The organism is Rudanella lutea DSM 19387, assembly GCF_000383955.1.
GTDB lineage: Bacteria > Bacteroidota > Bacteroidia > Cytophagales > Spirosomataceae > Rudanella > Rudanella lutea.
Genome location: NZ_KB913013.1, coordinates 4,711,625 through 4,738,125 on the forward strand (window position 1 = coordinate 4,711,625; position 26,501 = coordinate 4,738,125).

Below are 26,501 nucleotides of genomic sequence, written 5' to 3' on the forward strand. Positions count from 1 at the left end.
ATGGCAAAAACCCGACCAAGTAACATTGATCCCGCTATTTTGAAAGATGGGGTTCGAGATGTTGATGTCCTGAAAAACTGGGGACATTACCTTGCTGAAAAAGATCATGAGTTTGACCAGCTTTCATCTTCACAACTTCGCCGTTTTTTTGGAGCGGTGAAAAAGATTCAAGCTGATTTCAAGGGTAAGCGTAGTGAGTTACCTCTGCTTGAGCCCAAACTTGCTTATGCTGTTGGCCGTGACTTTAACAAAGACAAGCAAAAAAATAAATCTAAGATCAAGCCCTTCTATGAGTTGATGTGCCCCCTTATTCGGGGGCTTAAATCGGACAAGCAAAAACCCGATGAGATTGAAATAGATGAGCGGAAGCGTTTTAAACACTTTGTTGACGTATTCGAAGGTATTGTAGCCTACCATAAAGAAATGGAAGAAGTGAAAACCCAGCCAACCGCATGAAACTCCACAAAAAACTCATTATCACGGGGCGTATGACCCTGCTAACCGGACTGCACATTGGCGATAGCAAAGACAATGTCGAGATAGGCGGGGTCGATAACCCCGTGGTTCGGCGCAAAGACAACAACGAACCCTACATTCCCGGTTCATCGCTCAAAGGCAAACTTCGTAGCTTGCTGGAAGTGGCTTTGGGGGAAGGTATCAACGCCAAAGGCGAAACCAGCTTCGACTACGATAATTACCGAACTGAAACCGGAAAGATTCTGGCTCGTTTGTTTGGCTCAGCGGGTGATAACGGAACACCCGCCCGCATACAGGTACGTGATGCCTACCTGACCCGCGAATGGGCCAAGTTGCTCTACGACTCTGAATTTACAGATATGCCCTACACGGAGGTGAAATTTGAAAACCGTATCGACCGTATCAAAGGCACCGCCGAACACCCCCGCCAAACCGAACGCATTCCGGCTGGGGCGGAGTTTGAGGTACAGTTTGTGGTGAACATCATTACACCGACGACTAAAAAAGGAGAAGATGGTAAACCTGCTCTTATCCCTGCCGACGAACAGGAGAGCCTGGCAAACAAGTACGAAAAAGAGTTTCTGGCTCTTTTAGAAGACGGCATTCGCTTACTCGAAGATGACTACCTCGGTGGGTCTGGCTCACGCGGTTACGGACAGATAACGTTTGATTTTAACGGCTGGCAGATAGTTAAGGATGGAAAAGGCGTTGTGCATAAGCAAGCGTCTGATTACCTTGAGAAAAGCAACAAACCTGTACTGGCATGATACTCGAGCTGGACGATCAAATTATACAGACCACCGGGCTGACCTCCGAACAACTTCGGCTCGAACTGGCGGTGCAGTTATATGCCAACGGCAAACTGACCAAAGCGCAGGCCCGCCGATTGACCGACCTTGACCGAATTGCTTTTTCTGACGAGTTGGCTAAACGGGGTTTGGGGCAGGAGTATACGCTGGAAATGCTTGAGGAAGACGCCAAAATGCTTGGGCTGACATGATCATCGTCAGCGATACCTCGTCTTTGAATGCCTTGTTCAAGATTGATCAGATTAGCCTGTTACCGGCTCTGTACCAGCAAGTACTGATTCCTGAACGAGTGTGGGAGGAGATGCTGCGGGATGAAGCTATGCAACGCTGGCTTCAGCACCGACCGGAGTGGCTTACGGTTCAGGCGATTCATAACCGACAGCGGTATCTGGATCTGCTGGACGATATGGATGAAGGGGAGGCCGAGGCCATCGTGTTGATGCTGGAAACACAAGCCGACCGATTACTACTCGATGATCAGGAGGGTCGGGCAAAAGCCACTGAACTTGGGTTACCTGTAATCGGAACGCTGGGCGTTTTGCTACAGGCTAAACAACAGGGACTGCTCACCAGACTCAGGCCGCATCTGGACGACCTGATCAGTAAAGCTAAATTTCGGATTAGCGAAACGCTCCGCACACGTGTATTAGCCCTGGCCGGGGAACAAACCACAGACAACGATGGGTAAACCAAAGCCAACGAAGCAATCAATTCAGCATATAATCAGGAGACCGAACCAAACGTCAGCGGCTTCCGCTAAGCCCGTTGCTAAACCGGCGCTAATTTATCCTCGCACCGCCCTGATCCGCTTTCGGTTTACAGCCCCGCTCCACCTGAGCAATATTCGCCCCGACGACTACGGTGTCAGCGAGCGTGTGGTGCATTCCGACTCGCTCACGGCGGCCATTTTTCAGGCGTGGGCCATGCTGGGCCGAACAGACCTCATTCCTGGCAATGCCGGTTCATCAGCCGAACCGGGCTTTGTGGTGTCGAGTCTGTTTCCGTTCTATGAGCACCGACAGGTCAAGAATGTGGAACAACAAGGCCCCGTCTATTTCTGGCCGAAGCCGTTTTTCAGAAATACCAAAACAGAACAAGTAGACCTGAAACCGGGCGAAGCCAAGAAGTACAAGAAAGTACAGTATGTTGATACCGACCATTTTCTGGCGTACCTGAATCAGACAGCGCCACCCGAAGGTGGTACTGATAATCTGCACGGAGCCTTTCAAAGTAAGGTTATGCCCAAAGACTATGCCGACTTCCTGACCGCCGACGTACAGACACGCCTGACCAAACCCCGCGACGAATCGGAGCCGACGCCGTACTATATCGAGCGGCTGTATTTTCGGTACGATTCGGGCCTATGGTGCCTCGTTCAGTATGACAGTGTAGATGCAGAGAAGCACGTAAAAGCAGCCCTGACGTACTTGGCCGACGAAGGCATTGGTACCGACCGGAGCGTGGGCAACGGGCAGTTCGAGCCTGCCTTCTGCGAACTACCCGACTCGTTCCAGTTTCCGCAAAGCGGCTCCTACGGCGTAAACCTGTCGCTGTTCTGCCCGGAGGATTATGGCCAGTTGGCGCAACTGATGGGGCACATCGGCGAACAGACCGACCCGGCGGTTCGGTATGAACTGGTGCAGCGCGGGGGCTGGCTTTCCGAGCCACACAACACCCTGCGGAAACGGTCGGTGCAGATGTTTCGGCCCGGTTCGCTGTTTCGGTTGCCATCGTCGGCTACCTACACGCGGGCGGGGCGGCTGGTTGATATTCGACCGGTGGCGGAAGACGACAAACCGGCTCCTCACCTGCCCGCACACCCCGTCTGGCGCGATGGCCGGGCGATCTGGCTACCCGTTAACCTGAAATAAAAATGGAACGAATTAAACCGGCCTTTACCACTTATCAGTTCAATGTAGATGTGGTCACGCCCGTGCATGTGGGCATGGCCCAGGAGAAGCATTATATGCCTGGCCTCGACTTTGTGCAGAAAGGCTCATCACTCACGTTTTTGAATGCCGATGGCTTGTTCAAAGCACTCTTGCCCGAACAACTCGACAAGGTAACAGCCGACATGGCCGCTGGTGAATTTGACAGGCTGAACACGTACCTGGGAAATTTACCCGTCATCAACGACCCCGACGTGCGACTGCGCGAGGAGACCGTTGATACCCTGAACCGAACCATTCGGGAAATTCGCCGGGCTTATGTGTCGGGGTTGGGGCAACCTACATTGCCGGGTACGTCGCTCAAAGGGGCTATCCGGTCGGTGTTGGTGTGGCATCTGACTCGTCATCAAATGCCTCAGGCCGACAACTGGGGCAAGCTGGATGAGACCTTGTTTGGGCCAATAACGGCTAACTTTATGCGGTATCTGCAACTGAGCGATGTTTGTTTTGAGCAGGATGCCCTGCGGGTCTTTCCCGTGAAAGTGTTTTCCGGCGATGGCAACCCAAACGTACCCGGCAATACCAAAGGACAGTGGAAGCATGGGCGAGACGATAAAGCACGGCTGAACCATCACCCGGAATTCATGCCCGAAAGCGTACAAACACGGGCAAACGAAGGCTTTCTAAACTTTTTCGAATCGTTACGGCCGGGACAGAGAAGCGAATTGCGAATCGGTCTAGCGACCTCTTTGCTGAACGAATGGTTTGCTAAACGTATGCAGGAAGACCCATTTTACCGTAAGCCATTTGAGCAGCTAACGGGTAGCGAACTAATCCGGTTGATTCGCGACCATACGGCTCAATACCTGACTAAAGAACGCCAGTACTACGAGCTATTCGACAACGACGACCTGAACGTGAATGCCCGGCGGAGTATGCAGGAACGACTACAGGAACTCGAACGGTCTAACGCTGCTACCAACAGTTGCCTGTTGCGGGTGGGGGCCAATGTAGGGTTTCACAGTATCACTGGCGATTGGCAGGATATTAGCCGAGGACATTATCAGTCTTGGGTAAGAGACAACTATGTCACGGTTCAAAATCGGCGACCAAACCATTATAAAGAACGACAACGAACAACGGATCATATTTTTGCTAAAACCCGCAAGTTCGATGTAGTGACTGACCCTGAACGGGATTTCTTATTGCCGGGCTTCCTCAAACTCACGCTCGTTGGTGATAACAGAAGCGAGGAAACGCGAGCCAGAACCGGACGACGGATGGTTAGTTTTGGGCAGGCTTTTAGTACCGACCAACAGCAGAAGGAGCAAAGCCGACACAAACGGTTGGAGGCAGAAAGCCGGAAATACGAGCCTGTTTACTTGAATAAGGTGCCGCGCAAAGGAGATAAGATTGATGCGGTTGTTGTGAGGACCGGTACGCCAACGGTTCAAATCGAACTGTATATCACCGAACAGAACAAGTCCATAGTTTCGTTGCGTTATCCCAACCTTCCGGTGGGGCAGGTCATAACCGTATTAGTTAAAGATGCAACACCTAAAGGAGTCGTCAACTCAGTTGAGTTAAGTGCTTTTAAAAACAAGCCCTGACCGATTAGGAATCCGATTCCTAATCTGCTAGGGTTTTGGCTAATCGACCAGAGTCGGGCGGCTGTGAAAGTTTTGATAGTGAATAAGTTAGTAGATTTAAATTGATGAAGAGAGATGAAAAACTATCTGATTATAACGATTGGAACGCGGGATGTGCAGTTACGGAAAGACCTGATTATGCAGGCTGATGAATGGACTGTACAGACCATAAAGGACGAGAAAACAGGGCGTGACCGAATAACGGTCAGAAAAGCGGAAAATCAACTCGATGTTTCCTGGTCGAAAGATTTCCCGGACTATTACACAGTGACACCACGAATTGGCGGAAAAATACTGGCCGATATCACGCTGGCATTCGCCGACATACTGGAGATGCCCCTTATTACGCCCGTTGTTGACCAATTAGCTCAGGAAGAAAAAACTGTTGATGTTGTTCTGCTGATTTACACCAATCAGGAACAGGAGTACAGCGAAGGAAAGGTTAAGCCCTTCCATTACAATAACGATACCCTGTTTTTCGCATCGGTAGTTGAAACACTTCTTCGTCGTCATCCGCTGCTGCAAATGGCAACGTTTGACCAATACGAGATTTACGAACGCGTTGCCGATATTGATTATCAGTATGATCAGTTCGCGGCAAAGAACCACTCGCTTTTTGATGACTCTGACGAAGTAGAATCGATCTTTTTATTGCCACAGGGGGGGATTGATCAAATTAATCAGGCTGTTACGCTTCAACTGATACAGGCGTTTAAGCATAGAGTGAAGCTATATCAGAAACCGGACGGAGCTGACCCTGTAGTATTGACGTTTACAGATAGATTTCTGGATGACCTGAACAAACAGAAGATTCACAAGCATCTTGATGATTATGACTTTGATGCCATAACTGAAGATTTGCATAGTAATACAGGCATTTTTGAAAGAGCCAACTATGCAGCCTTACGGCTAAACCTTCAGTACAATAGTTTGCAACAAGAGATCAGTGAGAAAGAGAAAGTAGCAGATCTCTACCTGGCAATGAAAATTCGCTTTCTTAAACAAAGAAAGTACAACGAATTTCTCTGGCGGGCCCACACGCTAAACGAAGTCTTGTTTAAAATACCAGTTGAAAATATTGTTGGCTCGCTTGGGCAATACTTCAGCTCTGCGTTTGGCAAAAATGACATTAATGAGCCGTTTGAGCAGAAATTAAAACAGATTCACCCCGACTTGATTGCTTACTTGAAGAAAAAAAATGTTGCCGTTAATAATCCTAACCGATGGGCTTACAAAAGTACTTACATTTTTTTATGCAATAATGGGATTTTTGTTGACCCACAAATGGGGCTTCGGAAACGTGTTGGTGACAAGTTGGAGTTGTTTGCTAAAAAGCGAAATGACGCTCAACATGGTTTAGGTTCAATTACCTCAGATGAGATCGATGAAATTTTGGGGGGACAGAAACAAGATTATAGATCAGGACAGCTTTTCGCCGATCTCGATCAAATCTTCAACATCTCTGGCTTCGGTATCTACGACACCATCGCCACCGAAATCCGCAACCTGCTCGATTGACCCAGGCCACTCGACCCTGAACCACTACTCAACCGCCAACAGAATACGCACCTTTACTGGGTGCAGGAACGCGTAGAAAGAGCCATTGGTCATCTTGACTCGTCTATTTGGGCGTCGGTTTCCGATGCAGCCGTAGTGGCGAAGATTAATCAGGCGTTGTAGAGTTTGCAACGGGCACATGATTGCCTGCGGGCGGTTGGTCAGCACAACCAGGAGGCAAAAGAGCTCGTTTCCTGCCTCCCGCTCAACACCAACGATTTCCTGACTATGCCGCTGGGTCAGCACCCCGCCGTACATACGGGTATGTTTAATCGGCTGTGAGTACTGCACAAACGGCTATCGGGTGAAAATAAGACAAACTTTTCGGCACAAGACTTGCTCAATAGTGGCCTGACTATCAGAGAATAAAAGGAGAAAGGTCGGTAGGTGTGAAAATGGTGGCCGACCAGAAGGCCCTATTCAAAGCCTACGGCATTACAATTCCGTTGTTCTAAAATCCATTGGTTTTTAATTGTTACCATCCATACCGCCCCGCCAACGCCCGCGCTTTTTCGGCAAAAGCAGCCCGTTTGTCTATCGGCTCCAGCAGTTCGGCGTCGGGGCCGAGTTCAAACAGGGCGGCTTCCAGTTCGCGGTTCCAGCGGAGATGATAAATGAAGTCAATAAACTCACCCGTGCGTTGCCCGATGTCCTGGGTGTGATGCAGGGGCTTGGTCAACACATAATGAGCGCGGGGAAACCAGACCCGCACCCGGTACTCGCGCAGCGGCTCACCCTCGATGCGCGTAAAGCCGACCACATCGGTCAGGTACGTTGACCAATCTACGTCGCAGGGCCGACGCCGGAGGTCGGGCAGGGGTTTAAGTTTGTCGATTCGGTCGAGGGCGAGGTTGAGCAACCGCTTTGGTTCGGCCGCCCAGCCGTAGATGTGCCAGCGGTTGTTGTATTCCTTCAGCAAATAGGGGCTAAACGTGTATGCCACCGGCTCTCGGCCAAACTCGGTGTAGGTCAGCAGGGCCGGGTGGTCAGCCCTGATCAAATCGTACAGGGGTTTGAGCCAATCGCTACCGGTGTAGAGAGGGTTCTGCTCATAGTGTACCACCGCTTTCTGACTGCTATCGGCCGCAATACCGGCGCGATCTTCTAATTTCAGAAAAACCCCATCGAGCCCCTCAAATTCATTGAGTCGGGCTACCCAGTCGAGGGCGGCTGCCATGTCGGAAACCAGATTTTTTTCATCCGGGAAAAGCGCCAGATACAGGGAAAACCGTTTCGAGCATTCGTACCGGTTCAGGACCTGATTATACCTGATTTCGGCGCCCTGATTCTGCGCCAGCTGCCTGAGCGTATCCAGTAAATTGTAAAAGGTCCGTTCGGAAAAACCATCGAAAAGCGGATTAGGATTTTTCTCGCCGGCAAGTTTGAAAGCCGGTAACGCGTTGTTAACAAGGGCATTATGAATCCGTTTCAGGCGCGTAAACTGCGTATCGGTATAAGGTTGTGGAAGTGCGTTGGACATGGACATCAGGTTTTTAACCCAAAAATGAGCTTTTTATTTTTCACTGCAAAAAGATTGCAGTGGGAGTGGCTTGTTTTGCAACGTTCAATCAAACCAACGCAAGACTATGACAACCTTCACTACCTTCTTTTCGACCCGCACTACTACCGTTTCTGACTCTGCCGACACGCTGTTCTCAACCGAGCCGGTAACGCTCGCCGTGGCTACCGACACGACAGTTGAGCCCGCCGACGCACCCCTGCCACCCGTAAACCTCAACGCTGTGGGCTACGAAAAGGCCGAGCGGCACCGGGGCAATGCACTGGCCCTCGACAACCTGCTCAACCGGGTGCTACGCGGCTATTTGGTGGAGGAACGAAACGACGACGACCGGCGCCAACGCCATGAGCAACGCACCGACGAGCAGATTCTGGACCTCGAAAAAAAGGCCGCTGACGCCCGTACGCGCATCCGGCAGATCAACGAGTCGGAGATGCCCGCCGTGCAGGACCAACTGGCCGAACTCGACGATGAGATTCTGCAAATCCGCAAAGACGAAGCCGCTGGCTTGCGCGACCCCAACCACCTCGACCGGATGAAACTGCGGCTCTTTGGATTGGCTACCTTGCTGGGTACCCTGTTTGTGTACCTCTTCTACGTGTCGTCATTTTATTCGGGCTTTTTGCGCGATGTGGCCACCGAAATGCAGGCAGCTGGCCCCGATGGACAGTCGGCAGTATTATCAGCCATTTTTTCGAAGCAAGCTTTTGTTACGCTGCATTTTCATTGGGCGGGGCCGCTGCTGCTGTTTGTTTTCGGTATCGGGTTGCATGTGCTTTGGGACATAACCGGCTGGTTAGGCAAAGTCGGTTTTGGTGCGCTGCTTCTGGTGGTACTCGGTACGGACGCGTTGATTGCCTACTTCGTGGAACATAAAATCCATGACATGAAAATAATGATGGGCAAGGCAAACGAGACCGATCCGCATGATTGGTGGACTTCGCCGGAGTTCTGGTTGGTGATGGCGCTGGGATTTGTGGCCGCTTTGGCCTGGAGTCTGCTGCTCCACGCCTGGATGCACGAGATTGGCAAGAAAGACGTGTCGCGCCTGACGGCGCTCGAAATTCGCCACCGCGAAGACAAGAAGATTCCGCTCAAAACCCGCATTACCGCCCTGAAAAACCAGCTCCTCGAACTCGAAGGCGACATGGCCCGGCTCGAACTCGACATCAAGGCCCTCCGCGAGAGTCGGCAGGCGGTGGTGTTTAGCCCCTCGGAGCTGGAGAAGTACGTAACTGATTTCTACGACGGCTGGCTCACCTACGTGAACAATCGGATGGGCAACGATGCCGCCCTGCGCGCCGAGTGCGATGCCGTGATGCGGGCCTTCCGGGCACAGCACCTGCCCACGTAGAGACGCATACTTGCGTCTCATAACTTCATCGTCGCCTATACGTCAGCATAGGAGACGCACGTATGCGTCTCTACAGAAAACCATAAACCATTCAACACCATGACCAACTTCTTCTACTGCCTGCTTCTTTCTATGGTTGTCTCAAACGCCACCGTGGCTGCAATCCCTGCTGCCAAACAGCCCACCAATTACGTGGTGCTGCTCGACCTCTCCGACCGGTTGCTGGCCCCCAAACAAGCCGAGCGCGATCTGGCAATGGTGCAGGCCGTGTTTGCTGAATTCGACAGCCGGGTGCGTTCGCAGCAGATCATTTTCTCGAAAGACTGCTTTCGGGTGGTGATTGCCCCGCAAAAAGGCATCAGCTACCGGCCCGAAGCGTTTATGGACGCGCTCTACCTCGACATGGATGCCCTGACGATGGCCGACAAACGCAAGCGGCTCGATGCCCTCCGCGCCGACCTGCCCCGCCAACTCGCGGCCCTGTATCGGCAGGCGCTAACGGGTAAACGCCAAGCCGGACGCGGAACCGCCCGCGACTTTGCCGGCTGCGACCTCTGGCAGTACGCCAACGAGCAACTCCCCACCGACTTGCGCCCTCACGCCCAAAACGTGCTGGTGGTGCTCACCGATGGCTACCTGGACTTTGAGCGCAACACCCACGGCCTCACACAGGGCAACCGCGCTACCGATTCGCGCATGCTCGACCGGCTCCGGCGCGACCCGAACTGGCGGCAAACGCTCGCCCGACCCACCGAGGGGCTTATGCCGTTAACCAAAAATCTGCCCAACCTGCGCGTATGCGTAGCCGAAGTGCGGCCCAAATACGATCATTTGCACGAAGCCGACTTGCTCACCGCTCTTTGGGACAAATGGTTGCGCGAGAGCCGGGCCGTGCGTTGGGCCGTGCAGGTGCAGGGCAGTATGCCCAAATCGCTGGCTATGTTGCGAGAGTTTTTAAAGAGCGAATGAGTGAAAGAGTGAAAGAGCGGCTGACGCGTTCAGAATTACTCTTTGCCAAACCGGAGCGACGGTCCTCACTCATTCACTCTTTCGCTCATTCACTCTTTTTCTCTTTCACTCATTCACTCTTTCACCGTTTCACTAATGACACAACTCATCCTCAATCAACGCGGCAGCAGCCTTTCGGTCAAAGAAGGCCGGTATCGGGTACGGACGCAGGACCGCGAGTTTTTCGTGCCGGTACAGACAGTCAAAACCATTGTGCTGCACGCGGCTACGCGCATGAGTCATGAGGTGGCCATGACGGCCATCGAACACAATACCGACCTCTTGTTTGTCGACCGCAAGGGCTTCCCGGCTGGGCGGCTCTGGAGTCATCAGTTTGGGAGTATCGCCACTATTCGGAAGCACCAATTAGCTTTTGCTACGGGCGAGGCCGGGGCTGTGTGGGTGCGCGAGTGGCTGCTGCGGAAGCTGGCAAGCCAACGGGCTGTGCTCGATGGCCTTGCGCTGCTGTCGAGTGCCACCTTGCCCACCGACGCGCTCGTGGCCCTCGACCGCTACGCTGATCGGCTCGGTAACGTGCCCACGGCCGACCTCAGCCTGTGCTTCGATACCTTCCGGGGGCTGGAAGGCAGCGCGGGACGGGTGTACTTTGGGGCCATCAATCAACTGCTGCCCGAAACCTACCGGTTTAGCAGGCGGAGCGGGCGCGGGGCCACCGATGCCTTCAACTGCCTGCTCAACTATGCCTACGGGATGATCTACGGTACCTGCGAGTCGGCCCTGATTCAGGCCGGAATTGATCCGTTTGTGGGCGTCATGCACCGCGACGAGTACAACCGCCCGGTGCTGGTCTATGACTTCATCGAACCCTACCGCGCCTGGGCCGACTACGTGGTGTGCCATCTGCTGATGCAGGAGGTCATTTTTGATGAGTTTTTTGACATAGACGGCCGTAACGACGGATCGGGGCAGTACTGGCTCAATACATCGGGCAAGCGGATTCTGATTCAGGCCATGAACGACTACCTGGCCGAACTCGTCACGCTGGAGGGCCTGAGCCGCTCAAGGGCGCAGCACCTGCTGCTCGACGCCCAGCGGCTGGCCTCCCGGCTAAAACGTACAACGGCTTAGCAACCCGTTGGGCCGTTAGGTCAACGTAATTTCACTGCAATTCGATTGCAGTGGGGCGCCCTACTTTTGTAGCATCTTCCACCTAAAACCTCGCACGATCATGACAACGACGACACCGACGCTCTCTTTTGGTACGGCCCTCACCAGTCCCACCGATGCGCTCCAAACGCGCTCATTGGCCGAGGTACACACGCTCATCACGACCGATGCGGGGTTGCAACACACCACCACGCGCCTGCGGAACCTCCGCACCCTGGATGCTGACGCTTTCCGAACGGCCAAAACGCGGCTGTCCTACGTGGTGGGGAGTGTGTTTGCGCCCAACGAGGCCGGGCAGGTGCTGCGCCGTACCGAACAGTTTGGCGCGGCTTTCTACGCAATTCTGGACATTGACCATTGCCCCGACCTCAACGGCCAACTGCCCGACAGTCTGCGCGACGATGAGTACGTGGCCCTGGCCTTTGTGTCGCCGTCGGGTATGGGTCTGAAAGTGGTGGTGCGCCTGCTCGAACCCTGTACTGATGCGCGGCAATTTCAGCTGGCTTACCGGGCCTTTGCGGGCGAGTGGGCCTTGCGCCACCGCTGGGCTACGGGGCTCGACCTGCGCACCTCCGACGTGACGCGGGCCTGTTTTCTGGCTCACGACCCGACGGCTTACCTCAACCCCAACGCGATGCCGGTAGACTGGTCGCGCTGGCAAACCGAGGCCGAGGCCGATTTGCCCGGTATGGCCGAAACGCCAACCGTTACCCGCAAGCCGGCCACTGAGCGTCCGCTCAACGAAACTGCCTACCAGCAGGTGCTGCGGGCCGTGGCAGGTAAGGAGGTGCCCGTCAGGAGGGAGAAGCAGACGTTTGTGCCCGACGCCCTACTGGCCCTCGAACCCGATGTGCAAACCATCTGCACCCGTATGGGCTGGACGCTCCTGATGGCGCAACCGCTCAACTACGGGCTGAAGTTTGTGGTGCGGCAGGGGCATCAGACCGGCGAGGTCAACGTGCACTGGGGCAAGCGCGGTTTCTCGGTGGTGCGTTCGCCCAAAACCGGTACCGACCCCGCCCTGACCGACCGGCTTCACGAGCAACTTTTTGCCCTGCTCTTCCCCACGCACGTGGTGGAAAACGTACCGCTAACCGTGTCGGTGAATTAAAGAGTGAAAGAGCGAAAGAGCGAAAGAGTACTTTGCTTAACCGACACCTCACTCTTTCACTCTTTGCTGCCCGCGCCCCTCACTCTTTCACTCTTTCGCTCTTTCACTCTTTCACTCCATGCCCCGCCGGAAACCAACCCCGCCCCCTACCTTGCCCGAGCGCAACCGGGCCTGGCAACAGGCAGGCCTGCCCGCGCTCTCCGACGAGCAACTGACCTGCTTAGCCGAAACGGGTGCGTTGCCAACCGCCCTGGCCAACTGGTGGCTGTGGTTTCGGCAAACAACCCGCAAACGACCCGAAGAGATGTATTGCCTTATCAGTTACGATATAGAAAATAACAAAGTACGTCGGCTGGTGGCTAAAACGCTGCTCCGCGAGGGCTGCGTTCGCATCCAGAAATCGGTGTTTTTTGCCCGGATGCACCGCAAACGCTACGAGCGGCTGACCGACCTGCTCCGGCAGATTCAGCAGCTCTACGAAAATACCGACAGTATCATGCTCCTGCCCGTGGGCGAAGACATGCTCAACTCGCTGCGCTGCATTGGGCAGTCGTTTGAAGTAGAGCAACTTACGGCCCCGAAGCATACGCTGTTTTTTTGAGTGATGAGTGATAAACGATAAGTGGCCACGACTCATCACTCATCGTTCATCACTTATCGCTCTTTCACTCTTTTTCTCTTTCACGCCATGACAACCAACACACAACCCTCCGCTCTCGCTATTGACTTCCGGCAAGCCCTCGCCCGGTACGAAGCCGACCCGCAAAACTCGGCTACCATTCGGCCGTTGGGGTGGGTGTATGCCCAATTGCTCAAAGACGCGTCGGGTAGTACCGATTCGGCCCGGATGCTGCGCGGGCTGAGTGTTATCAGCGCGTTTCCGATGACGGACGATGCCCGCTGGCGCGAGTCGGTGGGGTGGAGCGTGTGCCGATTCCTGATGCGCCACACGCCCGACACGCTGCCTTTTCCTGCCCTGGCCGAGGTGCTGCGGCTGTCGGGTGGATTTGTACCCACCGAAGCGGGTTTGCTGCGCTCGGTTTGGTGGAAGGCCCTGCTGCGCCATGCCGATACGGGCCTCGACTGGACTCTGCTCGTGGCCCAACACGGCTGGGAAGGCATGTTCCGGCCCGAAGACGAACGCCCGGAAGCCTACGGCAACGGTAAAACGGCCCGCCCGCTGCTCGAAGGGCTGCTCTATGCCGTGGCCCGGCAACTGCTGACGCAGGTGACCCTGCCCGACGAACAGGCACAGCCCTGGCTCGACCGGATGGCTCACTACGCCACCGCGCATCCCGACTGGACGTTTCTGACCTATTTTCGGGCTCAACTGCTGCTGCGGCTGCACCGCCCCGACGAGGCCCGGCAGGTGTTTATGCCCTTTGCCCGCCAGAAAACGGGCGATTTCTGGGTCTGGAACCTCATGGCCGATCTGGTGGAGCCATCGCAGCGGCTGGCCTGCCTGGCCCGAGCCCTCACGGTGGGTGCGCCCGACAAGATGCTCGTGAAGGTGCGGCAGCGGGCGGCTATGTATTTGCTCATGGTGGGCCGCCCGGCCGATGCCCGCGCTGAGGTGGAGCAACTGGTGCAGACCCGGCAGGCCAACAGTTGGCCCATCCCGGCCGAGGTGCTGGGCTGGCAACGCGACCCCCGCTACGTAGAAGCGACCCCCACCGCGCCGGGTGCGTGGGCGCGGGCCCTCAGCCCCGAAGCCGACGCCCTGCTCTTTGCCGACCTGCCCGAAACCGTCGTGCTGGTGACGGGCGTTGACCCGGCTGGGCATTACGCCAATATCGCGATTGATGAGCGACTGACAGGCAGTTTTCCGGTCCGTAAGTTTGGCCTGACGCTTGCCCTGGGCGATCGGGTTGCCATCCGCTATGTGCCTACTGAGCGCAACGGACGCCCGCAGGTTCGGGTGCTACAGGCGCGGCTCGTGGCTGATGAAGTGCTAACGTACCTCTCTATACGTGAGGTAGCGGGGCCGTTGCGAATGCTGCCCGGTAAGGCCGTGGGATTTGTGCGCGATGTGTACGTACCAGCCGATCTACTGGCTGGCGTAGGGGCCGATATGTTGGTGCGTGTAGAGGCTGTGCAGGCTTGGGATGCGGGTAAACAGAAATCGGGCTGGCGGGCTTTCAGGATTCAAAAAGAACCCGTAAACTTGTGATGTAAGCGGGAGAATGTTCCTTTTTGACAGGCTTTTTCCGTGATCCAATGTGAAATTTCTCACAATTTAGTTCTTTACTTACTGGTAATCAGGCATGTCACCACTTGAACTGTCAGAGTCGCACTTCCCTCATAACAAGGATTAAGACATCCGTAGGGGGAGAATGATGGTAGTATAATGGACCGTCAGAGTCGCACTTCCCTCATAACAAGGATTAAGACCAGTCTTCAAATTTTTGTTTGAAGATTTTGCAACTTGAGGTCAGAGTCGCACTTCCCTCATAACAAGGATTAAGACATTGCTCCCATTTCCGTTTTGGTAATGGGTTCAATGGTCAGAGTCGCACTTCCCTCATAACAAGGATTAAGACCCCTTGTTTATGGAGGTCTAATGCTGCCCGGTTTTTATGTGGTCAGAGTCGCACTTCCCTCATAACAAGGATTAAGACTACGATTGTTAATGACCATGTACAAGTTACCTTTATCAGGTCAGAGTCGCACTTCCCTCATAACAAGGATTAAGACTACAAGAAAGCTGCTTATTCTTACCCAGGTTGATGGTCAGAGTCGCACTTCCCTCATAACAAGGATTAAGACTATATGTGCGTTTCTCTCCTTTAAAAATTTTACCATCGTTAGTCAGAGTCGCACTTCCCTCATAACAAGGATTAAGACCTGAGGACAACAAATAGGAGTGCAAGGGCGAACAAAACGTCAGAGTCGCACTTCCCTCATAACAAGGATTAAGACACGAAATCCGTCTTCGTTTCGTTGTCACCAACGAAGCGTCAGAGTCGCACTTCCCTCATAACAAGGATTAAGACCCTTAATGGCAGCGTAATCCTTAATGTAGGTGGTCAGAGTCGCACTTCCCTCATAACAAGGATTAAGACATCAAACCGATCTACTTTCATAGTTTCTAGTTTTTAGTCAGAGTCGCACTTCCCTCATAACAAGGATTAAGACAAACGACTAAATAAATATTAGGTGATAACTTTCCGTCAGAGTCGCACTTCCCTCATAACAAGGATTAAGACTACCGATCATCCTCCACTTGATACAATTCAGGTGAAGTCAGAGTCGCACTTCCCTCATAACAAGGATTAAGACCAGAAGTAGGCGTTAGCCTACTCTGCAATGAACACACAGTCAGAGTCGCACTTCCCTCATAACAAGGATTAAGACCTCGTCGTGAAAATCTTTCGATACCGGCTTACTGGTCAGAGTCGCACTTCCCTCATAACAAGGATTAAGACTTCTCAACCGAAACCGTTTTAAGGTTTTTGGTTGGTTGTGTCAGAGTCGCACTTCCCTCATAACAAGGATTAAGACTCCGGCTGATATTCTATTTCGCTAATCCTCCACAAGTCAGAGTCGCACTTCCCTCATAACAAGGATTAAGACATCGAAACCCAGTACGGTGGCGGCATTTTTGGCCTTGTCAGAGTCGCACTTCCCTCATAACAAGGATTAAGACAAGGGTCAACCAGTAGATCTGAGCAGCAGCAAGCTTGGTCAGAGTCGCACTTCCCTCATAACAAGGATTAAGACCTTCAACGGTACTTAGTTGAGATCCTTCTTCATAATTGTCAGAGTCGCACTTCCCTCATAACAAGGATTAAGACCCTCTTAATTGTATTGACCAAAATACAATCTCTAACTAAGTCAGAGTCGCACTTCCCTCATAACAAGGATTAAGACCTGAACCCATTTCCGTTTTGGTGATGGGTTCAATGTCAGAGTCGCACTTCCCTCATAACAAGGATTAAGACTTTTCGTTAGTAACGACTATCCTGTTTTGGCACAAGTCAGAGTCGCACTTCCCTCATAACAAGGATTAAGACCCAAAATTTCACGCAACGAAACCTCATACAGGGTTATGTCAGAGTCGCACTTCCCTCATAACAAGGATTAAGACTCGAAGGGTTCGAAGTAGCTTTGATTTCTTCAACAAGAAGTCAGAGTCGCACTTCCCTCATAACAAGGATTAAGACGTACACCGGGTTCGGTCTGTGTGTTGAAGTGCTCCACGTGTCAGAGTCGCACTTCCCTCATAACAAGGATTAAGACTACCAGTAGCTTTAGCAGTTGAGAACGGAGAAGATTTGAGTCAGAGTCGCACTTCCCTCATAACAAGGATTAAGACTCACCGGGATTGATCAGACATGCGTTCTCAATATCATTGTCAGAGTCGCACTTCCCTCATAACAAGGATTAAGACCTTCTCGATCACACCGCGAATGATGAATTTATGGACTCCGGGTCAGAGTCGCACTTCCCTCATAACAAGGATTAAGACGCATTTATAAAATCACCGTTTTCTTCATGAGAAAACATGTCAGAGTCGCACTTCCCTCATAACAAGGATTAAGACAAACGACTAAATAAATATTAGGTGATAACTTTCCGTCAGAGTCGCACTTCCCTCATAACAAGGATTAAGACCGCTTACAGTTTTCAAATTCTTCGTTGAAGACTGGTCAGAGTCGCACTTCCCTCATAACAAGGATTAAGACTGGGCAAATGCCTCTAAATCGCACCACTTTTGAAAGTCAGAGTCGCGTCTCATAAGTACTGGGTCAAACTCTACGATGTATCGTTTCCGTATTGAACATTTGTACAGTATGGAGGAATTGGCACGCAGATAACACCGATTAAGCCCAACCAGGCGGGATTGATAAAGGAGATCAGCGTACATCTGCCCGATTCGCGTTACCCGCGTGCTATTGACTGCCCAACCTAAGGCGAAAACGTTGCCCACAAAAAGAGCTGTCAGCTCACCAAACGAGCTGACAGCTCTGGGACGTACCCGTACATCTTGCAAGTCTCAAAGGCCCGTACCGTTAGGGTCAGCCTTACTGGCACTTGAGCGCGGCAAGGGCGGCTTTGGCGTTGGCAAGGTCGGTAGAGCTGGTGCCGGGGCATTGCTCGCCGGCTTGTATGTAGGCCGTGAGGGCAGCCCGGTAGGCGTCGCAGTTGGATTTGGTGAAATTGGCCGCGTAACGCTGGGCCGTGCCCGATACGGCCGATGCCCGCACAGCAAGCCCATCGCAGCCAACCGGGGCTACTTCGTCTTCTTTTTTACAATTCGTCAGCCAAAGCACACTACCGATCAGCGATAGCGACAAAAAACGTTTCATACACCAGAGAGAATTAGGTTTGATCGTAAAACAAGGTGCGGAAAGCCGTCGGGATAGCAACCGATAAACGAAGATCAACCCCGAAGTATTGAGTCGCTCTTACACGACTGACCGAACGGTGTTACCTTTGTGGGCTAGCCCACAATTCTATGCACTATCTCCTTACGGCACTTCTCTTCTTCCTGTTTACGGGCAGTTTTGCGCAAACGCCCGCCCTTACGCGGGGGCCTTACCTGCAAGTGGTGACGCCCACGAGCATGACCATCCGCTGGCGCACCGACGTTCCCGCGGGCACCCGGGTCTGGTACGGAACTACGCCCAATGGCCTGACCCAGTTGGTGGAAGACAAAACCCCGGTTACCGAACATATTCTGTCCTTAACAGGCCTCAGCCCGGCCACCCGCTACTATTACGCCATCGGGCAGGCCGACACCCGCCTGGCGGGCGATGCAAGCCATACCTTCAAAACCGCCCTGCCACCGGGCGACACCCGTCCGTTTCGGATCTGGTCACTGGGCGATTTCGGCGATGGTACCCCTAATCAGATGGCGGTGTACGAGCAATACCGCAAAGCAACAGTGGACAAACCCGCCGACCTCTGGATATGGCTCGGCGATAATGCCTACTGCTGCGGTACTGAAGACGAGTTTCAACGCTACGTGTTCGATGTGTACCCCGACCACCTCCGTAGCCTGCCTTCGTACGCTACCCCTGGCAACCACGACTACGCCGATCAGAACCAGAAATTCGATAGTCCGTATTTCAGTATTTTCAGTTTTCCGCAGGCCGGGCAGGCTGGCGGGGTGCCCTCCAACTCCAAAATGTACTACTCGTTCGATTACGGCAACGTGCATTTTGTGTCGCTCGATTCGTTTGGGTTCGAGGGCGGCCAATGGCCCCTGTACGACCCCTCTGGTCCGCAGGTACGCTGGCTCGAACGCGACCTGGCGGCCAACAAACAGCCGTGGACGGTCGTGTTCTTCCACCACCCGCCCTATACCCGCTCCGCCCGCGACTCCGACGTAGAAATTGTGCTCCAACACCTGCGCGAAAACCTGACGCCCATTCTGGAACGGTACAACGTCGATATCGTCATGAGCGGCCACAGCCACACCTACGAACGCTCGTACCGGATCCGTAATTTTCAGGGTAAAGCGGATGAGTTTAACCCGGCCGTTCACCTGGCCGAAACCACCAACGGCCGGTACGATGGGTCGGCCAACTCATGCCCGATTCTCACCAAAGGCCAGGGCACGGTGTACGTAGTCAACGGGTCGGGTGGGGCCCTGGGTGGTCGCTTTGCGGGCAACCCCGATCACCCGGCCATGGCAGCTACGCACCGGAACCCCGGTGGTTCTATGATTCTGGACGTGCAGGACAACCGGCTCGACGCCCAGTTTGTAGCGGCCGATGGTGTGGTGCGCGACCGGTTTACGATCATGAAAAACGTGGGTAAAACCGAGTCGTTGCGGCTCAACTACGGCGATACGCTGCAGTTGCGGGCGTCGTGGTCGGCCCCCCGCTACACCTGGACCGAAGGGGGCCAAACCGAGCGCACGGCCCGCTACGTAGCCCGGCAGGCGGGTACGTTTACCGTGGCCGTGACCGATGAGCAGGGGTGCCTCCGTGATGAGTTCAACCTGACGGTACAGGCCCCTACTGCTACCGAAACCTTTGCCGAGGGGCAGTTGCGGGTATTCCCGAACCCTACCACCGAGTCGGTGCAATTCGAACTGAGCCTGAATAAGCCGCAGGAAAGTACCATCGACGTCGTAGATGCTGCGGGGCGCTCGGTGCAGCACATGACGCTTCGGGCAGCCCTCACGCACCAACGCCGGATTGCGCTGCCGCACCCGGGCGTGTACACCATCCGGGTGCAGGTGGGCAGTACGGTGCTCAACCGGCGGGTGGTGCGTCAGTAAAAACTCTGGCTTTCGCTCCGTACTTTTGGCGTTTACTTTATCTGTTCCTTGTTCTTAGTTTTTGGTTTCTGGCAGTTGGCGTTCTGGTTTAACAATTTACACAAGGTTCCATTCGTGCATCCGTTGCCTTACAAAACCAAAAACGATAAACTAAAAACCATAAACCTTACTGGTTAATTCTGTATGCTTCGTTATGCCCTTGCCGTTTGGCTGTTTGTGTTCACATCGTGTGGGGCGTTTGCCCAAACCGAAAATTCATATAACCTGATTCCGTTTCCGGCGCAATTTTCGGGGCAGGAGGGGCAGTTTACCCTGACGGCCTTCACCCGGATTCTGGCCGCGCCTAAAGACGCCAAACAACAGGCAGCCGCTCAGTTGCTGTCGGCTCAGCTCCGCACGGCCACGGGACTGCCCATTACGGTGATGGCTCCTACACCTGCCTACGCTAAGGGTAAACACATTAATTTTCAGGCGCATACGGGTGGGCGTTGTGGCCCTGAGGGCTATGTGCTCCGTGTTACGCCCGACCGCGTCACGGTAGAAGCCGAAACGCCCAAGGGGTATTTCTACGCCGTACAAACCCTGTTGCAACTGCTGCCTACCGAAGCCTTCAGCCCCAAAACGGTATCGGGCGTGACGTGGGCTATGCCTGCCTGTCAGATTCTTGACCGGCCCCGCTACGCCTACCGCGGGCTGATGCTCGACGTGAGCCGCCATTTTATGCCCGTCGCATTCGTAAAGAAGTACATCGACCTGCTCGCCCGGCACAAAATGAACACCTTTCACTGGCACCTGACCGACGATCAGGGCTGGCGCGTCGAAATCAAGAAGTACCCCAAGCTGACGCAGGTGGGCAGTACCCGCACCGAGACGTTGGCCGGGCATTACGGCGAAAATTACCCCTTCCGGTACGACGGGCAGCCTCATGGCGGGTTTTACACACAGGAGCAGATCAAAGACGTGGTGCGGTACGCGGCCGCCCGGCACGTGACCATCATCCCCGAAATCGAATTGCCGGGCCACGCGTTGGCAGCTATTGCGGCTTACCCCGAACTGTCGTGCGAGCCTACCAAACGGTACGAGGTGGGCAAAATCTGGGGTGTGTACGAAGATGTGTACTGCCCCACCGAGAAAACGTTCACGTTTTTGCAGGACGTGCTGACGGAGGTAATGGCCCTGTTTCCGGGCAAATACATCCATATCGGGGGCGATGAGTGCCCCAAGGAAGCCTGGAAAAAGAGCGCTTTCTGCCAGAACCTGATGAAGCAGCAGAAACTTAAAACCGAGGAGGAACTGCAAAGCTATTTCATCCGCCGGATCGACAAGTTTGTAACCGCTAAAGGCCGGGCTATCATCGGCTGGGACGAAATTCTGGAGGGCGGCCTGGCCCCCAACGCAACCGTAATGAGCTGGCGCGGCACCGAGGGCGGTATCGAAGCGGCCAAACAAAAACACACCGTTGTGATGACGCCGGGCGCGTTTTGCTACCTCGATAAGTATCAGGGCGAACCTACGCAGGAGCCCCTGGCAATTGGTGGCCTCTTGACCGTGGAAAAAGTGTACGGCTACGAACCCACGCCAGCCGAACTGACGCCGGAGCAGAAAAAATACATCTTGGGCGTGCAGGGTAACGTCTGGACAGAATACATGAAAACCCCCGAACAGGTGGAGTACATGAGCTATCCGCGGGCCATTGCCCTGGCCGAAATTGGCTGGATGCCCGAGGGGCCGCGCAATTTTGAAGACTTCGCCGTGCGGCTCAAAAATCACCTTCGCCGACTCGATTATCTGGGCGTAAACTACAGCAAACGGCTGTTCGATGTACGGGCCTCCACGCAGTTTGGTAGCGATGGGCAGTTGCAGGTGCGACTCGAAAAATCAGACTCCGACAGCAAGATTTATTACACGACCAACGGCCGTCAGCCCAACACAAGCTCTACCGAGTACATTGGGCCGATCACGCTGAACAAAACCACTACGCTCCGGGCCGTGACCACCACAGGGGCTACCCTCAACGAGACCTTTGTGATTCACCGCGCCAAGGGTAAATCGTACACGAGCAACCTGGTGAAGCAGGTAGACCCCGACGGCCGTAAACTGACCGATGGCGAGGTGGCACAGGGGCCGCAAAGCCAAACCGAATGGGTCGATTCGTGGGGCAATGATCTGGAGGTCACAATTGACCTTGGCGAGGTTCGTTCAGTAACAAAGGTGTCGGTGAATTTCCTCAAACGGATTCCGTATCGGATATTCCCGCCAACATCGGTCGAGATTGCCCTCAGCCGAGACGGTAGCGATTTCAAGGAGGCTATTGCCCAGCCGGTCAATGTACCTCTGGAAGGAACCTGGGCGGTGGTGCCGGTTGTGGCCGATTTCAAAACGGCCAAGGCCCGCTACGTGCGGCTCAAAGCCAAAAATGCGGGAAAAGCACCGGTGGGTCATCCTGAAGCCGGTAAGTCGACCTCGATTGAAATGGACGAAGTTATTGTTGATTAAGCGGGCAAAGCCTGTGGCTTGCCTATCTGCTTCTTTTTTCCACTTGACACCATGCCTCAGACCTCATTCGCCACCTTTACCGAATCGCTTCAGCGTCGCTTGCAGCAACCTTTACCCGGCGAGGCTGCACACCGGCGCATGATGTCGGGGTCGCGGCAGCGGATGAGTGTGCGGCCCAACGAGAAAGCCCGTCGGAGTGCGGTACTGATCCTGTTTTATCCCTACCGGGGCGAAATTTACCTGCCGCTTATTCTGCGGCCGATTTACGACGGCGTACATGCGGGGCAGATGGCGTTTCCGGGGGGGCGCATGGAGCGTACCGACGAAAACCTGATCCGAACGGCCCTGCGCGAAGCGCAGGAAGAAATCGGTATCCGGGTGACGGATGTGCAGGTGCTGGGCCAACTGACCGAGCTGTACATTCCGCCGAGCAATTTTTTCGTGCAGCCCGTGGTGGGAGTTATGAAACACCGCCCCGACTTTTACCCCGACCCGCGCGAGGTGGAGGAGGTGGTGGAGGTGCCTCTGGCGACATTTCTGGACGAAACCATTGTGGGCGATACCCAAATTGAGGTGCGGGGCGTATTGATTGATGCCCCATTTTTTCAGATTCAAAATCACAAAGTATGGGGGGCTACGGCCATGATGATCAGCGAGTTGCTGGCGGTAATTGCCTCTGCCGAAATTCCCCAGCAAGGAACCTGATACCCGAATGTCTTTTCTGAATCAAACTGCCATTGTAACCGGTGCCGGACAGGGTATCGGGTTTGCCATTGCCGAGGGCCTTTGCCAGCAGGGGGCCAATGTACTGCTCAATGACCTGGACGAAACGCTCTGTTTCGAAGCTGCCGAACGAATCCGGCAGGGTGGTGGGCGTTGCGAAGCCCTACCCGGCGATGCCGCCGAGGTTCTGTTTATTCAACAGTTGGTCGATACGGCCGTGGATCGGTTTGGCGGGGTCGATTTAGTGGTTGCCAACGCGGGCCTGACCCTGTTCGGCGATTTTTTTTCGTACGACCCGACCCATTTCGAGCGGGTGCTCAACCTGAATTTGCGGGGGAGCTTCTTTCTGACGCAGGCCGCAGCCCGGCAAATGCGCGAGCAGGGGCGGGGTGGCAGCGTGTTGCTGATGTCGTCGGTTGTGGGGCATCAGGCCCACCCCGGTTTGGCGGCCTACGCCATGACCAAAGCCGCCCTAGAAATGCTGGCTAAAAACCTCGTGCTCGACCTGTCGCCCTACGGCATTACTATCAATGCATTGGCACCCGGCGCTACCCAAACCGAACGTACCCTCGACGATCCGGATTACGTACCTATCTGGTCGCGGATCACGCCCATGGGGCGCCCGGCAACCGTGGCCGACATGACCCATGCTGCCCTATTTTTGCTCAACCCGGCCTCACGGCACATCACGGGTCAAAGCCTTGTTGTCGACGGTGGTTGGACGAGCGTAAGCCCCCCGCCCAACCCGTAGAGCCGCAACAAATTTTGCGGCTCACTCGCGTCAGCCCTTTACTTACGCCCCAGTGTAATCAGCACCACCCCGGCTACCACAATGCCGGCACCGATGAGTGATTGACTGGTGAGAATTTCACCGGCAAACAGAGTGCCCAGCAACATAGCTACGACGGGGTTGACGTAAGCGTAGGTGGACAAGAGGGTAGGGGGCGCGTTGCGGGCCAGCCATGCGTATGACGAAAACCCGATGATAGACCCGAAAATGACTAAATACCACAGCGAGCCAATGGCTTTGGTGGGGGCATCGACAATGCTAAACAAGTTAACCGGTTCGGTGAGGAGGCTAACCGTGAGCAGGGCAGCCGCACCAGCCAGCATCTGAATGCCGCTCGACATAAATGGCGAGGGCAAATTGAGCCGGGGCGACATCAGGGTACCCATTGCCCAGGCCAGATTCCCAATCATGATAAGCCCGGCCCCGATGAGGTTATGGTCGGCCGAACCGCCCTGCAACTTGTCGGGCTTGATCAGAAAATAGACGCCCACAAAACCCAGCAGAAGGCCCGCCAACGCCAGATTAGAGGGGCGGGTTTTGCCGAACGACACCCAGTTTAGCGACAGCAGAAATACTGGTAGTGTGCCCGCAATGAGTGCGGCCATGCCCGTCGGGATGTGTTGAATGGCAATAGTCAAACAACCGTTGGCGATACCGAGCAACAAGATACCAACGGCCCCCGCCGAACGGATCTGGCCCAACGTAGGCCGGGGTGTTCCGGTCACGCGGGCGTAGGTGTACAGAAGGGTGCCCGCTGCCAAAAACCGCATCGATGCCATGTAGAGCGGAGGCATCTGTTCGATCATGAAATGGATAAACAGATACGTTGACCCCCACAGAATATAAACCGAAGCGAGGGCCAGCCACAGGGTCAGCCGACGGGGCTGTGCGGCAACGGGTGAAGCAACAGACTGCATAACTAAAATTGTACTTTCCTAAGCAACACACAGGCCGGGGGCTTTGGGTTCCGTAAGAGTATATATTTTTTGACGTATGAGCAAATGGGAAACAGTGCCGGGTTTGCTGCACGTCGGTCGCGGGTGGTCCGCCCTTTTTTCTGTATCTTTGTCCTTTATTTCTGAGGAAAATACGCAATGAGTATACAGCAGGAGATTGCCCGTCGGCGGACGTTTGCCATTATCAGCCACCCCGATGCCGGTAAAACCACCCTCACCGAAAAGTTGCTGCTTTTTGGCGGAGCCATTCAGGTGGCCGGGGCCGTAAAATCGAACAAAATCAAGAAAACGGCCACCTCCGATTTCATGGAAATCGAGAAGCAACGGGGTATTTCGGTGGCTACGTCGGTGATGACGTTCGAGTACAACGACCTGAAAATTAATATTCTCGATACACCGGGTCACAAAGACTTTGCCGAAGATACGTACCGTACGCTCACGGCCGTGGATAGCGTGATTCTGGTGATCGACTGCGTGAAGGGGGTGGAGGAGCAAACCGAGCGGCTCATGGAAGTATGCCGGATGCGCGATACGCCCGTGATGATTTTCGTGAACAAGATGGACCGGGAAGGTAAAAACCCGTTCGATCTGCTCGATGAACTCGAAGAAAAACTGAACATTCGGGTGCGCCCCCTGGCGTGGCCCGTCAACATGGGGCAGAACTTCAAAGGGGTGTACAGCCTGATTGATCAGAAGTTGAACTTCTTTAAGGTGAATAAAACCCGGCTGGAAGACGATGTGCTCGAAATCGACATCAACACGCCTGTACTTGATGAGAAAGTAGGCCAACGGGATGCCGATCAGCTTCGCGAAGATGTTGAGCTGATTGAAGGCGTGTACGACGCGTTCGACCGGGAGGCCTACCTGAACGGCAAACTGGCCCCGGTTTTCTTCGGGTCGGCGGTGAACAACTTCGGGGTGAAAGAACTTCTCGATGCCTTCTGCTCGCTCTCGCCCGAGCCCGTGGGGCGGCCTACCGACAAGCGGCCCGTAACGCCCGATGAGAAACGGTTCACGGGGTTTGTGTTTAAGATTCACGCCAACCTCGACCCGCGTCACCGCGACCGGATCGCTTTCCTGCGCATCTGCTCGGGTAAGTTTGAGCGGGGTAAATTTTATCACCACACCCGGCTCGACAAAGACCTGCGCTTTAGTAGTCCGTTTAGCTTCATGGCCGATGCCAAAGCGGTCATGGACGAAGGGTTCCCCGGCGATGTGGTGGGTTTGTACGATACCGGAAACTTCAAAATTGGCGATACACTCACCGAAGGCGAAGACCTGCAGTTTCAGGGTATTCCGAGCTTCTCGCCCGAAATTTTCAAGGAACTCATTAACCTCGACCCCATGAAGTCGAAGCAGTTGGAGAAAGGAATTGAGCAACTGACCGACGAGGGTGTTGCGCAGCTGTTTACGCTGCAACCCGGCAACCGCAAAATTGTGGGTACTGTGGGTGAACTTCAGTTTGAGGTGATTCAGTACCGGCTCGAAAACGAGTACGGGGCCAAGTGCCGCTGGGTGCCGATGAACTACACCAAAGCCACCTGGATTACGGCCGAAAACCCGGTGAAGCTGACCGAGTTTATCCGGCTCAAAGGCAATCAGATTGGCTATGATAAAGACAAAAACCCTGTTTTCCTGGCCGAATCAGACTGGATTCTGCGTATGAACAGCCAGAACAACCCCGATGTGACCTTCCACCAAACCTCGGAGTTTAAAACGAGCGAGGTGTATTAGAGGGGGAGAAAGGATGAAGGCTGTAAAGGAGAAGGGGCGGTTGAGGCTGCCCCTTCTTTTTTGTGATACG

At 54.2% G+C, this 26,501-nt stretch carries 22 protein-coding genes and 1 CRISPR repeat array; of the genes, 18 read left to right on the forward strand and 4 right to left on the reverse strand.

Annotated features, from left to right (window positions below; translation table 11 throughout):
* The 7 genes from csm2 (at position 1) to RUDLU_RS0119535 (ending at position 6,342) form a co-directional block, all read left to right on the forward strand.
* Positions 1–456 carry a type III-A CRISPR-associated protein Csm2 gene (gene csm2, locus RUDLU_RS28870; protein WP_169578057.1) on the forward strand — a complete coding sequence of 152 codons (456 nt, stop codon included), beginning with the start codon at positions 1–3 and terminating at the stop codon, positions 454–456.
* A complete protein-coding gene (gene csm3 / locus RUDLU_RS0119510) occupies positions 453–1,244 on the forward strand; it encodes a type III-A CRISPR-associated RAMP protein Csm3 (RefSeq protein ID WP_019990107.1) in 792 nt (263 codons plus the stop codon). The genes csm2 and csm3 overlap by 4 nt, the downstream gene beginning before the upstream one ends.
* Positions 1,241–1,477 (forward strand): UPF0175 family protein, encoded by a 237-nt coding sequence (locus RUDLU_RS27820; RefSeq protein ID WP_019990108.1) that lies wholly within the window; start codon positions 1,241–1,243, stop codon positions 1,475–1,477. Before csm3 ends, RUDLU_RS27820 begins: the two co-directional genes overlap by 4 nt.
* On the forward strand, positions 1,474–1,974 hold the full coding sequence (locus RUDLU_RS0119520) for a PIN domain-containing protein (protein WP_019990109.1): 501 nt from the start codon (positions 1,474–1,476) through the stop codon (positions 1,972–1,974). Before RUDLU_RS27820 ends, RUDLU_RS0119520 begins: the two co-directional genes overlap by 4 nt.
* Positions 1,967–3,157, forward strand: coding sequence for a type III-A CRISPR-associated RAMP protein Csm4 (gene csm4 / locus RUDLU_RS0119525; RefSeq protein ID WP_019990110.1), 1,191 nt, complete (start codon positions 1,967–1,969; stop codon positions 3,155–3,157). The genes RUDLU_RS0119520 and csm4 overlap by 8 nt, the downstream gene beginning before the upstream one ends.
* Before the next feature lie 2 nt (positions 3,158–3,159).
* Complete coding sequence (locus RUDLU_RS0119530; protein ID WP_019990111.1) at positions 3,160–4,785, forward strand: RAMP superfamily CRISPR-associated protein; 1,626 nt, start codon at positions 3,160–3,162, stop codon at positions 4,783–4,785.
* A gap of 114 nt (positions 4,786–4,899) precedes the next feature.
* Positions 4,900–6,342, forward strand: a complete 1,443-nt coding sequence (locus tag RUDLU_RS0119535) for a hypothetical protein (protein ID WP_019990112.1) — start codon at positions 4,900–4,902, stop codon at positions 6,340–6,342.
* A gap of 24 nt (positions 6,343–6,366) precedes the next feature.
* Here the strand turns inward: RUDLU_RS0119535 and RUDLU_RS30180 are convergent, their stop codons facing one another.
* Positions 6,367–6,672, reverse strand: a complete 306-nt coding sequence (locus RUDLU_RS30180) for a hypothetical protein (protein WP_157580298.1) — start codon at positions 6,670–6,672, stop codon at positions 6,367–6,369.
* 184 nt (positions 6,673–6,856) lie between these two features.
* Positions 6,857–7,861: a helix-turn-helix transcriptional regulator gene (locus RUDLU_RS28875; protein ID WP_019990114.1), complete on the reverse strand. Its 1,005-nt coding sequence runs from the start codon at positions 7,859–7,861 to the stop codon at positions 6,857–6,859.
* Positions 7,862–7,967: 106 nt separating this feature from the next.
* Here RUDLU_RS28875 and RUDLU_RS0119550 point away from each other — a divergent pair, with 106 nt between their 5' ends.
* The 6 genes from RUDLU_RS0119550 (at position 7,968) to RUDLU_RS0119575 (ending at position 14,671) form a co-directional block, all read left to right on the forward strand.
* Positions 7,968–9,254, forward strand: a complete 1,287-nt coding sequence (locus RUDLU_RS0119550) for a hypothetical protein (RefSeq protein WP_019990115.1) — start codon at positions 7,968–7,970, stop codon at positions 9,252–9,254.
* Positions 9,255–9,353: 99 nt separating this feature from the next.
* Positions 9,354–10,223, forward strand: coding sequence for a hypothetical protein (locus tag RUDLU_RS0119555; protein ID WP_019990116.1), 870 nt, complete (start codon positions 9,354–9,356; stop codon positions 10,221–10,223).
* Between the two features lie 135 nt (positions 10,224–10,358).
* Positions 10,359–11,351: a CRISPR-associated endonuclease Cas1 gene (gene cas1, locus RUDLU_RS0119560; protein ID WP_019990117.1), complete on the forward strand. Its 993-nt coding sequence runs from the start codon at positions 10,359–10,361 to the stop codon at positions 11,349–11,351.
* A gap of 100 nt (positions 11,352–11,451) precedes the next feature.
* A complete protein-coding gene (locus RUDLU_RS0119565) occupies positions 11,452–12,501 on the forward strand; it encodes a CRISPR-associated primase-polymerase type B (protein WP_019990118.1) in 1,050 nt (349 codons plus the stop codon).
* Between the two features lie 118 nt (positions 12,502–12,619).
* Positions 12,620–13,102: a CRISPR-associated endonuclease Cas2 gene (cas2, locus tag RUDLU_RS28880; protein ID WP_019990119.1), complete on the forward strand. Its 483-nt coding sequence runs from the start codon at positions 12,620–12,622 to the stop codon at positions 13,100–13,102.
* 87 nt (positions 13,103–13,189) lie between these two features.
* Complete coding sequence (locus RUDLU_RS0119575) at positions 13,190–14,671, forward strand: DUF7017 domain-containing protein (RefSeq protein WP_019990120.1); 1,482 nt, start codon at positions 13,190–13,192, stop codon at positions 14,669–14,671.
* Positions 14,672–14,782: 111 nt separating this feature from the next.
* Positions 14,783–17,186: direct repeats of the CRISPR family, unit length 37 nt; unit sequence GTCAGAGTCGCACTTCCCTCATAACAAGGATTAAGAC.
* A gap of 339 nt (positions 17,187–17,525) precedes the next feature.
* Here RUDLU_RS0119575 and RUDLU_RS0119580 read toward each other — a convergent pair.
* Entirely contained in the window at positions 17,526–17,810 is a 285-nt protein-coding gene (locus tag RUDLU_RS0119580; RefSeq protein ID WP_019990121.1) for a hypothetical protein, read from the reverse strand.
* Between the two features lie 149 nt (positions 17,811–17,959).
* On the opposite strand from RUDLU_RS0119580, the gene RUDLU_RS0119585 reads away from it, so the two are divergent.
* The 4 genes from RUDLU_RS0119585 (at position 17,960) to RUDLU_RS0119600 (ending at position 23,702) form a co-directional block, all read left to right on the forward strand.
* Positions 17,960–19,732 carry a metallophosphoesterase gene (locus RUDLU_RS0119585; protein WP_019990122.1) on the forward strand — a complete coding sequence of 591 codons (1,773 nt, stop codon included), beginning with the start codon at positions 17,960–17,962 and terminating at the stop codon, positions 19,730–19,732.
* Positions 19,733–19,915: 183 nt separating this feature from the next.
* The gene (locus RUDLU_RS0119590; RefSeq protein ID WP_019990123.1) at positions 19,916–22,228 is read left to right on the forward strand and encodes a glycoside hydrolase family 20 protein; all 2,313 of its coding nucleotides are present in this window, start codon (positions 19,916–19,918) and stop codon (positions 22,226–22,228) included.
* 51 nt (positions 22,229–22,279) lie between these two features.
* Complete coding sequence (locus tag RUDLU_RS0119595) at positions 22,280–22,933, forward strand: NUDIX hydrolase (protein ID WP_019990124.1); 654 nt, start codon at positions 22,280–22,282, stop codon at positions 22,931–22,933.
* 7 nt (positions 22,934–22,940) lie between these two features.
* Positions 22,941–23,702 carry an SDR family NAD(P)-dependent oxidoreductase gene (locus RUDLU_RS0119600; protein ID WP_019990125.1) on the forward strand — a complete coding sequence of 254 codons (762 nt, stop codon included), beginning with the start codon at positions 22,941–22,943 and terminating at the stop codon, positions 23,700–23,702.
* Between the two features lie 38 nt (positions 23,703–23,740).
* On the opposite strand, the gene RUDLU_RS0119605 is transcribed toward RUDLU_RS0119600, so the two are convergent.
* Complete coding sequence (locus RUDLU_RS0119605) at positions 23,741–24,658, reverse strand: EamA family transporter (RefSeq protein ID WP_019990126.1); 918 nt, start codon at positions 24,656–24,658, stop codon at positions 23,741–23,743.
* Between the two features lie 177 nt (positions 24,659–24,835).
* On the opposite strand from RUDLU_RS0119605, the gene RUDLU_RS0119610 reads away from it, so the two are divergent.
* A complete protein-coding gene (locus RUDLU_RS0119610; protein ID WP_019990127.1) occupies positions 24,836–26,431 on the forward strand; it encodes a peptide chain release factor 3 in 1,596 nt (531 codons plus the stop codon).
* The last annotated feature ends 70 nt before the right edge of the window (positions 26,432–26,501 follow it).